At 71.3% G+C, this 12965-nt stretch carries 11 protein-coding genes; 9 read left to right on the top strand and 2 right to left on the bottom strand.

What is annotated here, in order from left to right; genetic code table 11:
• The first annotated feature begins 199 nt into the window (after positions 1-199).
• From leuA to CITRIK5_RS04775, 3 genes are read left to right on the top strand one after another with little or no spacing between them, the layout of a single operon-like run.
• On the top strand, positions 200-1933 hold the full coding sequence (gene leuA / locus CITRIK5_RS04785) for a 2-isopropylmalate synthase (RefSeq protein WP_127435400.1): 1734 nt from the start codon (positions 200-202) through the stop codon (positions 1931-1933).
• A complete protein-coding gene (gene recO / locus CITRIK5_RS04780) occupies positions 1930-2751 on the top strand; it encodes a DNA repair protein RecO (protein ID WP_041103746.1) in 822 nt (273 codons plus the stop codon). Before leuA ends, recO begins: the two co-directional genes overlap by 4 nt.
• On the top strand, positions 2748-3611 hold the full coding sequence (locus tag CITRIK5_RS04775) for an isoprenyl transferase (protein WP_060973667.1): 864 nt from the start codon (positions 2748-2750) through the stop codon (positions 3609-3611). Before recO ends, CITRIK5_RS04775 begins: the two co-directional genes overlap by 4 nt.
• On the opposite strand, the gene CITRIK5_RS04770 is transcribed toward CITRIK5_RS04775, so the two are convergent.
• Positions 3551-4660 (bottom strand): alpha/beta hydrolase, encoded by a 1110-nt coding sequence (locus CITRIK5_RS04770; RefSeq protein WP_060973666.1) that lies wholly within the window; start codon positions 4658-4660, stop codon positions 3551-3553. The two genes, CITRIK5_RS04775 and CITRIK5_RS04770, sit on opposite strands and share 61 nt — an antisense overlap.
• 55 nt (positions 4661-4715) lie before the next feature.
• Between CITRIK5_RS04770 and CITRIK5_RS04765 the strand changes: the two genes are divergently transcribed.
• On the top strand, positions 4716-5843 hold the full coding sequence (locus CITRIK5_RS04765) for a quinone-dependent dihydroorotate dehydrogenase (protein WP_129867122.1): 1128 nt from the start codon (positions 4716-4718) through the stop codon (positions 5841-5843).
• 66 nt (positions 5844-5909) lie between these two features.
• On the opposite strand, the gene CITRIK5_RS04760 is transcribed toward CITRIK5_RS04765, so the two are convergent.
• The gene (locus CITRIK5_RS04760) at positions 5910-6533 is read right to left on the bottom strand and encodes a DUF3043 domain-containing protein (protein WP_078025459.1); all 624 of its coding nucleotides are present in this window, start codon (positions 6531-6533) and stop codon (positions 5910-5912) included.
• An 80-nt stretch (positions 6534-6613) separates the two neighbouring features.
• On the opposite strand from CITRIK5_RS04760, the gene CITRIK5_RS04755 reads away from it, so the two are divergent.
• From CITRIK5_RS04755 to CITRIK5_RS04735, 5 genes are all read left to right on the top strand, one after another.
• Positions 6614-8017: a dipeptidase gene (locus tag CITRIK5_RS04755; protein ID WP_044659796.1), complete on the top strand. Its 1404-nt coding sequence runs from the start codon at positions 6614-6616 to the stop codon at positions 8015-8017.
• A gap of 118 nt (positions 8018-8135) precedes the next feature.
• Positions 8136-8528, top strand: a complete 393-nt coding sequence (gene erpA, locus CITRIK5_RS04750) for an iron-sulfur cluster insertion protein ErpA (protein WP_002854644.1) — start codon at positions 8136-8138, stop codon at positions 8526-8528.
• 335 nt (positions 8529-8863) lie between these two features.
• Positions 8864-9724 carry a cytochrome c oxidase subunit II gene (gene coxB / locus CITRIK5_RS04745; RefSeq protein WP_129867123.1) on the top strand — a complete coding sequence of 287 codons (861 nt, stop codon included), beginning with the start codon at positions 8864-8866 and terminating at the stop codon, positions 9722-9724.
• A complete protein-coding gene (gene ctaD, locus CITRIK5_RS04740; RefSeq protein WP_044659794.1) occupies positions 9724-11433 on the top strand; it encodes a cytochrome c oxidase subunit I in 1710 nt (569 codons plus the stop codon). Before coxB ends, ctaD begins: the two co-directional genes overlap by 1 nt.
• Positions 11430-11831 carry a cytochrome c oxidase subunit 4 gene (locus CITRIK5_RS04735; protein WP_002854636.1) on the top strand — a complete coding sequence of 134 codons (402 nt, stop codon included), beginning with the start codon at positions 11430-11432 and terminating at the stop codon, positions 11829-11831. Before ctaD ends, CITRIK5_RS04735 begins: the two co-directional genes overlap by 4 nt.
• Positions 11832-12965 lie beyond the last annotated feature (1134 nt).

The raw sequence follows: 12965 nt of genomic DNA, 5'->3' as shown, positions 1-12965 counted from the left end.
CCGGCCACGGCCCGCCTGCTACTTCCCGGCCGCACGGGGTCCCCGTGCCAGGCCGTGATCCACGCCGCCTGAGCGCATGCGGAGGCAGGACGCCTCCCACCGGACCGGACACCCCGTGCGGAGCCCCTGACCTCCCGGTCCGGCCACCGACCACCCACCTTTCGCGCGCCCGCCGCGCGCACGTCGAGGGAGAACACGCATGAGCGCCCACCTGCAGAAGTCGTCGGGGATGAAGTTCCACAAGTACGTCCCGTTCCAGGACCAGATCGAGGTCGCCCTGCCGGACCGCACCTGGCCGGACAAGGTCATCGAGAAGGCGCCGCTGTGGTGCGCCGTGGACCTGCGCGACGGCAACCAGGCCCTGATCGACCCCATGGGCCCCGAGCGCAAGTTGCGCATGTTCCAGCTGCTCGTCGGCATGGGCTTCAAGGAGATCGAGGTCGGCTTCCCCTCCGCCTCGCAGACCGACTACGACTTCGTCCGCCAGCTCATCGAGGGCGACCACATCCCGGACGACGTCACCATCCAGGTCCTCACCCAGTCCCGTGAGCACCTGATCGAGCGCACCTTCGAGGCGCTCGAGGGCGCCGACCGGGCCATCGTGCACCTGTACAACTCGACGTCGGTGCTGCAGCGCCGCGTGGTGTTCCGGCAGGACGAGGACGGGATCGTGGACATCGCGACCTCCGGCGCGCGCCTGGTGAAGAAGTTCGAGGAGCAGCTCAAGGGCACGCAGATCACCTACGAGTACTCGCCCGAGTCCTACACGGGCACCGAGCTCGAGTTCGCCCGGCGCATCTCGGACGAGGTGGCCACGGTCCTGGAGGCCTCCACCGACCGCAAGATGATCCTGAACCTGCCGGCGACGGTGGAGATGTCCACCCCGAACGTGTACGCCGACTCGATCGAGTGGATGCACCGCAACCTGGAGCACCGCGACTCGCTCATCCTCTCCCTGCACCCGCACAACGACCGCGGCACGGGCGTGGCCGCCGCCGAGCTGGGCTACCTGGCCGGGGCGGACCGCATCGAGGGATGCCTGTTCGGCAACGGCGAGCGCACCGGCAACGTCGACCTGGTGACGCTGGGCATGAACCTGTACTCGCAGGGCGTCGACCCCATGATCGACTTCTCCGACATGGACCACGTCAAGCGCACGGTCGAGTACTGCAGCCAGCTGGCCGTGCCCGAGCGCTCGCCCTGGGGCGGCGACCTCGTCTTCACGGCCTTCTCCGGCTCCCACCAGGACGCCATCAAGAAGGGCTTCGAGGCCATGGAGGTCGACGCCAAGGCGGCCGGCACCGACGTGGACGGCATCCCGTGGGCCGTGCCCTATCTGCCCATCGACCCGAAGGACATCGGCCGCTCCTACGAGGCCGTCATCCGCGTGAACTCGCAGTCCGGCAAGGGCGGCGTCGCCTACCTGCTCAAGTCCGAGCACAACCTGGACCTGCCGCGCCGCGCGCAGATCGAGTTCTCCCACGTCATCCAGGATCTGGCCGACGCCCAGGGCGGCGAGGTCTCCGGCGCCGACCTGTGGCGCGTGTTCCAGGACGAGTACCTGCCCGCCGACGCGGCGGAGGCGCAGTGGGGCCACTACCGGCTCCGCTCGGTCTCCTCGGCCTCCGGCGAGGACGGCGCGTTCCGGATGGAGGCCGAGCTCGAGGTCGACGGCGTCACGCAGACCCGCGCGGCGCAGGGCAACGGCCCGATCGACGCGTTCCTGCGCATCCTCGGCGAGGAGGGCGTGGACGTCCGCGTGCTCGACTACTCCGAGCACGCACTGTCCGAGGGCGGCGCGGCCATGGCCGCCGCCTACGTGGAGGCGGCCGTGGGCGACCGTGTCCTCTGGGGCGTTGGCCTGGACCACAACACCACCACCGCCTCGCTGAAGGCCGTGGTGTCCGCGGTGAACCGCGCCCTGCGCGCGTGAGCGGCTCCGGCTCCTCTTGGCGGGGTGCGCGGCACGGCGGCTACGCGGCGAACTCGTTCCGCACCGAGGCCATCGTGCTGCGCACCCACCGTCTGGGGGAGGCCGATCGCATCGTCGAGGCGCTCACCCCCGAGCACGGCCTGGTCCGGGCCGTGGCCAAGGGGGTGCGCAAGACGTCCTCCCGGCTGGGCTCGGTGGTGGAGCCGTTCATGCACTCCACGCTCCAGCTCGCGCGCGGCCGGGGCGAGCTGCACACCGTGAGCCAGGCGCAGCTGCTGCACCCGTACGCGACCATGCTGGCCGCCGACTACGACGCCTACACCGTCGCCGGCGCCCTCGCCGAGGCCGTCGAGCGGGTCCCCGCGGTGGACGACGACGGTCGGCGCGCCCAGTACCGCCTCTTCCACGGCGCGCTGGCCGCGCTGGCCCGCGGTGCGCACGACCCACGCCTGATCCTGCACTCGTTCCTGCTGCGCGCGCTCGCCCAGGCCGGCTGGGCCCCCACCTTCGACCGGTGCGCCCGCTGCGGCGCCCCCGGCCCGCACACGGCGCTGCACGTGGGCCTCGGCGGGGCCGTCTGTCTCGAATGCAGGCCACCCGGTGCCGCGCACCCAGCCCCGGAGACCTTCGACCTGCTCTCGGCCCTCGCGGCGGGGGACTGGGCCACCGCGGACGCCTCCGGGGCCCCCGCCCGCCGCGAGGCGGCCGGTATCGTGGCCGCGTACCTGCAGTTCCACGCCGAGCGGCGCCTGGTGTCCCTGTCCGTCCTGGACCAGGACCTCGGCCTCCCCGCCCCGCGCGTCGAGAGGAGACCATGAGCGCCGACCGAGCCCCGCAGTCCCCGCCGCCGCACCCCTCGGGTGCGGTCGCCCCGCGGATCGACCCGCGTTGCGTGCCCCGGCATGTGGCGATCGTGATGGACGGCAACGGACGGTGGGCCAACCAGCGCGGCCTGCCGCGCACCGAGGGCCATCGGGCCGGCGAGGCGGCGCTGCTGGACGTCGTCGCCGGGGCGGTGGAGCTGGGGATCGGCCACGTGTCCGCGTATGCGTTCTCCACGGAGAACTGGCGGCGCTCGGCGGAGGAGGTGCGCTTCCTCATGGGCTTCTCCCGGGACGTGCTGCGCCGGCAGCGGGACACCCTGCACTCGTGGAACGTGCGGATCCGGTGGAACGGGCGGGCCCCGCGCCTCTGGACCCCCGTGATCCGGGAGCTGCAGGAGGCCGAGGAGCTCACGCGCCACAACACCGGCACCACCCTGCACATGTGCGTGAACTACGGCAGCCGGGCCGAGATCCTGGACGGCGTCCAGGCGATCGCCGAAGAGGTCCGGGCCGGCCGGATGCGGCCGGGGGAGATCAGCGAGGACGTCATCACCCGCTACCTCGACCGCGGTTTCCGCACGGGTCAGGACGTCGACGTCGTCCCGGACGTGGACCTGTTCCTGCGGACCTCGGGGGAGCAGCGCCTGTCCAACTATCTGCTGTGGCAGTCCGCCTACGCGGAGCTGCTGTTCCTGGACGTGCTGTGGCCGGACGTCGACCGGCGGACCCTGTGGGCCGCCGTCGAGACCTACGCCCGCCGGGACCGCCGCTACGGCGGCGCCGTGGACACCCCTCAGCCGGCGCCGTCGTCCGGCGCGCCGGACTCGGCCTCGGACGCCGACGGCGGCGCGTAGGCCCCCAGCCACGTGAGCGTCGCGGCACCGGCCGCCTCGCGCACCGACGCGGGGGAGGCGAACACGTCGTGCAGCGCGTCGGGGAGCCGGTGGACGGTCACCCGGTCGCCGAGCCGCAGGGAGCGGCGGGCCATGGCGTCGGGGTCCAGGACGATGTCCGAGGTCAGCATCGCCTCGGCGTAGGACGTGCCCCGATGCCCGCGCGCGGAGACGAGCACGAGGATCGGCACGGTGACGTCGAGCCGCCCGGCCACGGCCCGGTGCCCCGAGAGGACCGCACTCAGCCAGGCGGCCGGCACCTCGAACGCGTGCGGGGGACGCCAGAGCGGGTGCAGGTCCCATTCGCCCTCGGCCTGGTCCGAGAGGGTGCGCCAGTAGTGGTCGATGCGCGGCAGTGTGAGCATGGCGTAGGGCTTCATGGCGGAGACGGGCCCCACGATGGACTTCGCCAGCAGGCGCACCCCCGCGCTGCCCTGCATCTCCAGCCACGGGCTGTTGAGCACGAGCGCGGCGAGGCGGCCGGGATTCCGGTCCGCCCACAGCGCGGCGATCAGCCCGCCGGTGGAGTGTCCCATGAGGATGGGCGGCAACGGGTGGTCCTGGGCGATGGTCTCGAACGCGGCCTCGAGGTCCGCGTCGTAGCGGGCCAGGTCGTCCGTCCAGCCGGGCGTCTGTCCCGTGCGCAGCGAGCGGCCGTAGTGGCGGAGGTCGACGGCGTGGAAGGCATAGCCGGCGGCCTCGAACGCGTGGGCGAGCGGGGCGTTGTAGAAGTAGTCGCTCCAGCCGTGCACCGAGAGGATGGGCCGCCGGGCCGGGTCACGGGCGGCGTCGGTGCGCGGACGCACCACTGTGACAAGGTTCTGTCCTTGTTCATCGGTGTCGAGGCCGAGCGTGCATCGTTCGAAGCCCGGCAGCCCGTCCGGGACCCAGCCCAGGCCCGGCGGATCGTCGAGGAACGGGCGGGTGTCCTCCTCCGTCGGTCCGCCGGCGGGTGCGCCGTGCGGGGCGGAGGGGTCCGGGGGCGTCGGCTGGATCGGGTCACGGGCCATCCGACCACTCTAGGAGGACCCCGGACGGGCGGGAGGCCCGTGCGAGGATGGGGGCATGCAGCTGCCTGATCCCAAGTCCGCCGTCGACGGCCTCCTGACCTCCCGTGCGCCTCGCCTGTACCCGCCCTTCTTCCGTGCCGTGTTCGGCGGCATGGACGCGGAGCAGGCGCACCATCGGGGCTTCGACGCGATCCGGCTGGTCGAGCGCACCGGGGCGTCCGCCGCCCTGCGCGCCGCCTTCCGCCCGGACCCGATGCTCGCGCGCACGGTCATGGGCCTGCGGTTCCCGACGCCCTTCGGCCTGGCCGCGGGGTTCGACAAGGACGGCCGGGGGACCGCCGCTCTGGCCGACCTCGGGTTCGGCCACATCGAGGTCGGCACGATCACGGCGCAGCCGCAGCCCGGCAACCCGCAGCCGCGACTGTTCCGTCTCGTGGACGACCGGGCGCTGGTCAACCGCATGGGCTTCAACAACGACGGCGCGGCGGCCGTCGCCCCCCGCCTGGCGCGGACCCGGCAGACACTGGAGCGCCGCTTCGGCCCGGCCCGGCCGGTCCTGGGCGTGAACATCGGCAAGACCAAGGTGGTCCCCCTCGAGGACGCGGCGGACGACTACCGGGCCTCGACCCGCCTGCTCGCGCCCCACGCCGACTACCTGACGGTCAACGTGTCCTCGCCGAACACGCCGGGGCTGCGCCAGCTGCAGGAGATCGACGCGCTGGAGCCGATCCTCACGGCGGTGCGCGAGGAGGCCGACCGTGCGGTCCCGGACCGTCGCGTGCCGCTGACCGTGAAGATCGCCCCGGACCTGGCGGACGACGACGTGCGCGCCGTCGGGGCGCTCGCCGAGCGCCTTGGGCTCGACGGCGTCATCGCGACCAACACGACCGTCTCCCGGGAGGGCCTGCGCACCCCGCGTGCCGACGTGGACGCCCTGGGCGCGGGCGGCCTGTCCGGGGCCCCGCTGCAGGAGCGGTCGATGCGGGTGCTGCAGGTCCTGCGGGCGGCGCTGCCGACGGGCACCGCCGTCGTCAGCGTGGGCGGCGTGACGGACGCCGACGACGTCCAGGCCCGGCTCGACGCGGGCGCGGACCTCGCCCAGGGCTACACCGCGTTCCTCTACGAGGGGCCGTTCTGGGCCGGCCGGATCACCGCCGGGCTGGCCCGGTCCCTGCGGGGCTGACGGTCTGCTCGCCGGTGCCGCGACGGCCCGTGCCCACCGGGGTCCGGGCCGTGGCGCGGTGTCGTGTCAGGCGGGGTACTCGCCCCGCTTGACCTGGGGCTTGGGCAGACGCAGGCGGCGGAACTGCAGGGCCCGCATGATGCCGTAGAAGCCGGTCCCGGGCTCCGGCGTGCCGAAGCGCTCCGTGAGGCCCTTCTTGATGTGCCGGCTGACCAGGAAGCTCTCGATGAGCACGAGCGCCACGAGGACGTACAGGCTGATCATCAGGATCAGCTGCGCCTCGCGGCCGGGGATGAACATGAGCAGGACGTAGGCGAAGACGACGGGCATGAGCCACTCGCCGATGCCGGTGCGTGCGTCCACGTAGTCACGGACCCAGCGCTTCTGCGGTCCCTTGTCGCGCGCCGGGAGGCCGCGCTCGTCCCCGGTCTCCAGCGCGGCGCGCTGGCGCATCCGCTCCTGGGCCATCGCCTGACGCTCGGCCTTGCGGGCCGCCTTGCGATCCTCGGGGACCAGGGTGCGACGGCGCGCGGCCTCCTGGTCGCGGCGCCGCGGAGTCGGGCCCTTCTTGCCCTGCGAGCGGTCGCGCGGCCCGGCCTCGGCCACGGCGGCGCCCTCGGCGGGAGCGGCCGAGGAGCCGTGAGTCGAGGGGGCGGGCGCGGTCTCGGGGGTCTTGTCTCGCTTGAACACCCCTCCAGTCTAGTGGTGGGGCGCGTCCGGCCCGCCCGGAGGCGCGGCCCTCGGCTCGGCCGCCGTCTACGCTGGCCGTCATGACTGACATCACCTCCCGTGCGCCGCAGGACGCGGCCCTCGTCTCCGCCGTCCGTGAGGCCGTCGAGGCCCGTTTCCCGACGACCCTCCAGACCCTCACCGACCTCGTGGCGATCCCGGGCATCGCCTGGGACTCCGCGGACCGCACCCAGCTCGAGCGGTCCGCCGAGGCCGTCGCGGGCCTGCTGCGCGAGGCGGGCCTGCAGGAGGTGGAGATCGTGACCGAGACCCGCGACGACGACCGGCCCGGTGGGCCGGCGGTGATCGGCGAGAAGCCCGGCGCCTCTGACAAGCCCACCGTCTTGTTGTATGCCCATCACGACGTGCAGCCGATCGGGGACGAGGACCTCTGGGACACCCCGCCGCTCGTGGCCACCGAGCGCGGCGGGCGGCTGTACGGCCGCGGCGCCGCCGACGACAAGGCCGGCATCATGGTCCACCTCGCCGCCCTCGCCGCCCTGCGGGACGTCCTGCCCGACGCCGGCGTCGGCGTCCGCGTCTTCATCGAGGGCGAGGAGGAGGCCGGCTCGCCCACCTTCCGCACCTTCCTGGAGAAGCACCGGGCGCGCCTCGACGCCGACGCGATCGTGGTCGCGGACTCGTCCAACTGGGCCGTGGGGGAGCCAGCGCTGACCACCTCCCTGCGTGGGCTGGTGGACGGCACGGTGACCGTCCGGGTGCTCGACCACGCCGTGCACTCCGGCATGTTCGGCGGGCCGGTCCTGGACGCCGTCGTCCTGCTCTCGCGGCTGATCGCCACGCTCCACGACGCGGACGGCGCGGTCGCCGTGCCCGGCCTCGAGCCGCGGCAGACCGCGGGCCTGGACTACCCCGAGGACGTCTTCCGTGCGGACGCGGGCGTGCTGGACGGGGTGACCCTGGCCGGCCGCGGCCCGGTCGCGGACCGGCTGTGGAACGCTCCCGCGCTGAGCATCATCGGGATCGACGCGCCCTCGGTCGCGGAGTCCTCGAACACGATCCAGCCCGCCGCGCGCGCGAAGTTCTCGCTGCGCCTGGGCCCCGGCATGGACCCCGCGGAGGCCTTCGAGGCGCTGCGCACCCACCTGGAGGCGCAGTCCGCGGCGGTGCTCGGCGCGGAGATCACGGTCACCGCGGGGGAGTTCGGCCAGCCGTTCACGACGGACACCTCGGCCCCCGCCACGGCCGCGATGATGGCCGCCCTGGAGGACGCCTGGGGCGTCGAGCCCCGGGCGATCGGCATGGGCGGCTCCATCCCGTTCACCGCGGACCTCGCCGAGGTCTTCCCGGAGGCCACCCTCCTCATCACGGGCGTGGAGGACCCGGACACGCGGGCGCACTCGGCCAACGAGTCGCTGCACATCGACGACTTCAAGCGGGCCGTCGTGGCCGAGGCGCTCTGGCTCGCGCGGCTGTCCGCGTGAGTGCCGCCCGGCCCGTCGGTGCGGCGGGCCGGGAATGCTCCGTGGGCGGCTAGTGTTGTCCGGGAGACCACACGCGCGTGACGGCCCCGTCCGCGCCCCATGATCTGAGGAGGTCACGATGGCTCTGTCCGCAGAGGAGACCGGCGTCGAGATCGGCGCGACCCAGGACGCCGAGGGCCTGCCCCCGCACGAGGTCGAGCTGACCGACGTGGCGGCCGGCAAGGTGCGCTCGCTGCTCGAGCAGGAGGGCCGCACGGACCTGCGGCTGCGCGTCGCCGTGCAGCCGGGCGGCTGCTCGGGCCTGATCTACCAGCTCTACTTCGACGAGCGCGTCCTCGACGGCGACACCGTCCGTGACTACGACGGGGTCGAGGTGATCGTCGACAAGATGAGCGTGCCCTACCTCATGGGCGCGACCATCGACTTCGAGGACACCATCTCGAAGCAGGGCTTCACGATCGACAACCCCAACGCAGGCGGCTCGTGCGCCTGCGGCGACTCCTTCCACTGATCTGCGGGCGCCCGGAGCGCCTCGGACCGCGAACCGGCGGGTCGGCCTCGGCCGGCCCGCCGTCGTCGTGCTCGGGCACCGCGCCCAGGATGCTCGGACCCGACTCCCAGACACGATCGGCACGTGTCACGGTGCGGAGAATCCGCGTGTTTCGGCTTAGACTGGCTCTGAATCATCAGGGCATACCCGTGCTCCCTGCGAGGACGCTGCGAGAAGCCGCCGAATCGCCGGGGGAGCGGGGACGCCCCTCGCACACGAGATGAAGAGGAAGGCCGTCTGTGAGAGCACAGAATGACGCCGGACGTCGGACCCGCCGCCGCTGGACCGCCGGTGCCGTGGGCACCACGGCGCTCCTGGTGCTGACCGGCTGTTCGGCAGAGGTCCAGCGCGGCTGGTACCCCGGCACCCGGGACACCACCAACTACAACGCCCAGCTCACCGACCTGTGGGTGAACTCCTGGATCGCGGCCATGGTCGTCGGTCTGCTGGCCTGGGGCGCCATGATCTGGTGCATGGTGGCGTACCGCCGCCGCAAGAACGACCAGGGCTTCCCGAAGCAGACGGCCTACAATGTGCCGCTCGAGACCATGTTCACGGCCATCCCGATCCTGATGGTCTTCACTTTCTGGGGCTTCACCGACCGCGTCCAGACCGAGGTCGACCGCCCCGTGGACGACTCGCCGCTGACCGTCACCGTGTACGGCAAGCAGTGGTCCTGGGACTTCAACTACTCCTACGAGCAGGAGAACGGCGAGGTCATCGAGGCCTACTACTCCGGCATCCAGGCCCAGCTGGACGGCACCGAGGGCGTGCGTGACACCCTTCCGGTCCTGTACCTGCCGAATGACGTGCCGGTGCACTTCGAGCTGAAGTCCCGTGACGTGGCCCACTCCTTCTGGATCCCGCAGTTCCTCCAGAAGCGTGACATGGTGCCCGGCAAGACCAACCACCTGTACCTGACCCCCCAGGAGCTGGGCAGCTACGACGGCAAGTGCGCCGAGCTGTGCGGCGAGTCCCACTCCGAGATGCTCTTCAACGTGGAGGTCGTCGACGAGGCGGAGTTCGTCCAGCGCCTCGAGGAGATGGAGCCGGGTCAGGTGGGCGACGAGTACAGCCGCAATCCCAACAACAACCCTGACGGCGCCGGGACGATGGAGCGCGATCTCCAGACCCCCCGCGGTGGAGGTAGCCACTGATGACCACTTACGAGTACGCAACGGATGAGGTGCGCTCACAGGCGCAGCCTCGTGTGGTGCCCCGTTCGCTGGGCAAGATCGTCGTCAGCTGGCTGACGACGACCGACCACAAGGTGCTCGGGTACATGTACCTGATCACGTCCTTCGTCTTCTTCTGCATCGGCGGCGTCATGGCCCTCATGATCCGCGCGGAGCTCTTCGAGCCCGGCATGCAGATCCTGCAGACGAAGGAGCAGTACAACCAGCTGTTCACCATGCACGGCACGCTCATGCTGCTCATGTTCGCGACCCCGCTCTTCACGGGCTTCGCCAACGTGCTGGTGCCGCTGCAGATCGGTGCTCCGGACGTGTCCTTCCCGCGTCTGAACGCCTTGGCGTTCTGGTTCTTCCTGTTCGGCTCGCTCATCGCGACCGCCGGCTTCCTCACCCCGCAGGGTGCGGCCTCGTTCGGCTGGTTCGCCTACGCCCCGCTCTCCAACACCACGTACTCGCCGGGCGTCGGCGGTGACCTCTGGGTGTTCGGTCTGGTCCTCCAGGGCTTCGGCACGATCATGGGCGGCGTCAACTTCATCACCACGATCCTGACGATGCGTGCTCCTGGCATGACGATGTGGCGCATGCCGATCTTCACCTGGAACACGCTCATCACCGGCATCCTGATCATGGTGGCGTTCCCGCCGTTCGCCTCCGCGCTCTTCGCGCTGGGCCTGGACCGTCGCTTCGGCGGCCACATCTTCAACCCGGAGAACGGCGGCGCCATCCTGTGGCAGCACCTCTTCTGGTTCTTCGGCCACCCCGAGGTGTACATCATCGCCCTGCCGTTCTTCGGCGTCGTGTCGGAGATCATCCCGGTGTTCTCCCGCAAGCCGATCTTCGGCTACAAGTCCATCGTGTTCGCGACGACGGCGATCGCCGCGCTCTCCGTGACGGTGTGGGCGCACCACATGTACGTGACCGGCGCCGTGCTCCTGCCGTTCTTCTCCGTGATGACCATGCTCATCGCGGTCCCGACCGGCGTGAAGTTCGTGAACTGGATCGGCACCATGTGGCGCGGTTCGATCACCTTCGAGACCCCGATGCTGTGGACGCTCGGCTTCATGGTCACCTTCCTGTTCGGTGGCCTGACCGGCGTCATCCTGGCGTCGCCGCCCCTGGACTTCCAGGTGTCCGACACGTACTTCGTCGTGGCGCACTTCCACTACGTCGTCTTCGGCACCGTGGTGTTCGCGATGTTCGCCGGCTTCTTCTTCTGGTGGCCGAAGTTCACCGGCAAGATGCTGAACGAGCGTCTCGGCAAGATCCAGTTCTGGATGCTGTTCGTGGGCTTCCACGGCACGTTCCTGATCCAGCACTGGCTCGGTGTCATCGGCATGCCCCGTCGCTACGCGGACTACATGGTGGAGGACAGCTTCCAGGCGATGAACGCGTTCTCCTCGGTGTTCTCCTTCGTTCTCGGCGCGTCGCTGATCCCGTTCTTCTGGAACGTCTACATCACCTCGCGCTATGGCAAGAAGGTCACCGTGGACGACCCGTGGGGCTTCGGCGCCTCGCTCGAGTGGACCACTTCGTGCCCGCCGCCGCGGCACAACTTCCACTCCCTGCCGCGCATCCGCTCCGAGCGTCCGGCGCTGGATCTGCACCACCCGGAGCTCTTCCCGCACTCGCCTCAGAACACGTCTGAGGCCTTCGGAGAGAAGGTCGCCCAGTGAAGGTCGCAGCCAACATCTTCTGGATCATCGGCCTGTTCTTCATCGCAGCCGCCACCCTCTACGGGTTCTGGGTCGAGTGGACCGAGTGGGCAGGCATCCCGGCCATCTACGCCGTGGGCGGGATGTCCTGGATGATCGCCTGGTACCTGCGGGCCGCCGAGCACAAATACGGCGTCGGCCCTGCAGATGACGAGGACGGTCAGATCGTCGAGTACGCCGGCACCTACGGCACCTTCGCTCCCTGGAGCTGGTGGCCCCTGGGCCTCGGCCTGGGCTGCGCGATCATCGTGACCGGCCTGGCCGTCGGCTGGTGGGTCTTCATCATCGGCATCGTCGCCGCCGCCTACTTCACCTTCGGGTGGGTCTACGAGTTCTCTCGGGGCAAGTACGCCCACTGACCCGGCCGTCGTTCCCACGCCGCAGGCCGGATCCCCTCGGGGGTCCGGCCTGCGGCGTTTCCCTGGGAGCTGAGTACGGCCAGCCCGCCGTTGTAGCAGCCGGCCTTCCGCTCGACGTACACCGCGGCGACGGAACTCCACGACCTGTCTCGCCGCGTCGGGGGAAGCGGGAGCCGTGCACCATGAGCGCGCGTGCCGCGCAGCGGCGCTGGGCAGGCCACCCGACGTCGGCGCGGGCGTCGGCAGCCGCCCAGAGGGGTCGGGCGGCGATGCCCTGACCCCTGCACGGCCGGGGAGTGGGCCGCACGACTGCCCGTGCCGGTGTCGGCGACCGCGCGGCGCTCACCCGCCGCTCCGGGCGAGCGGAGACCGCCGCGTCGTGTGGCAGGAGGGCATGAGGCCGCTGACAGCCATGGGGCCGGCCAGGCCCGGGGAGCGTCACCACCGGGGTAGGGGGCCGACGGTGGTCGTCGTGTCCCGCCCCCCCATCGCCGACACCTCGCGTCGCTGGGCCTCGCAGATGCTCGCCCGATCGAGACCACCACCGTCGCGGTGGCAGGCCGGTTCGTCCTCCCGCGCCTCGGTCCGGGACAGGGGGGTGTGCCGGGCGGTCGCTGAGTCGCAGGTCGGTGCACCCCACCCGGCCCCGCTCTCACACGCGACGACAGGTCCGGCTTCACCGTGAGGCCGTCAGAGCTCCGCGCGCCACCGTCAGGGGCACGACGGCCTGTGTCCTTCAACTGCAGCAGGTGTACCGTGCGTCTCGGCCTGCGGCGGTGACCCGTTGAAGCGGCTGGCGGCGGTCTCCTCCCGCCGTTCTGAGTTCGCAGGCGGAGGATTCCGGCCCGGTGCCGGCACGTCCGACCGTGCTCGGGCGCAGCTGGTGGTGGGCGGGCGCAGCGGACGGTTGTAAGCGGCCATGAAAAGCTGCCCATAGGTGGCCAGGGAATGACCCGCTGACGGCCATGAGGACTGCCCAGTGATGGCCACGGGAACTGCCCGGTGCTGGCCATCTGGTTTGCCCGCGTTGCTCGTTGCCCGCCGCGTCGTGAGCCGGCGGGGGCCTCCTCCCCGGGTTGGATATCGGTGTCGAATCGAATCCAGCGAGGAAGAGGCCCTGAATGAAGGATGCCG

Origin of the sequence: Micrococcus sp. 116, from assembly GCF_902506395.1 — a bacterium.
GTDB lineage: Bacteria > Actinomycetota > Actinomycetes > Actinomycetales > Micrococcaceae > Micrococcus > Micrococcus luteus.
The sequence above is the reverse complement of the archived record's forward strand: the minus strand, read 5'-3'. Positions and strand labels throughout refer to the sequence as shown.

Coding starts and splice junctions, on each gene's coding strand:
- leuA (WP_127435400.1), top strand. CDS start 200: ATGAGCGCCCACCTGCAGAAGTCGTCGGGGATGAAGTTCCACAAGTAC.
- CITRIK5_RS04775 (WP_060973667.1), top strand. CDS start 2,748: ATGAGCGCCGACCGAGCCCCGCAGTCCCCGCCGCCGCACCCCTCGGGT.
- CITRIK5_RS04770 (WP_060973666.1), bottom strand. CDS start 4,660: ATGGCCCGTGACCCGATCCAGCCGACGCCCCCGGACCCCTCCGCCCCG.
- CITRIK5_RS04765 (WP_129867122.1), top strand. CDS start 4,716: ATGCAGCTGCCTGATCCCAAGTCCGCCGTCGACGGCCTCCTGACCTCC.
- CITRIK5_RS04755 (WP_044659796.1), top strand. CDS start 6,614: ATGACTGACATCACCTCCCGTGCGCCGCAGGACGCGGCCCTCGTCTCC.
- erpA (WP_002854644.1), top strand. CDS start 8,136: ATGGCTCTGTCCGCAGAGGAGACCGGCGTCGAGATCGGCGCGACCCAG.
- ctaD (WP_044659794.1), top strand. CDS start 9,724: ATGACCACTTACGAGTACGCAACGGATGAGGTGCGCTCACAGGCGCAG.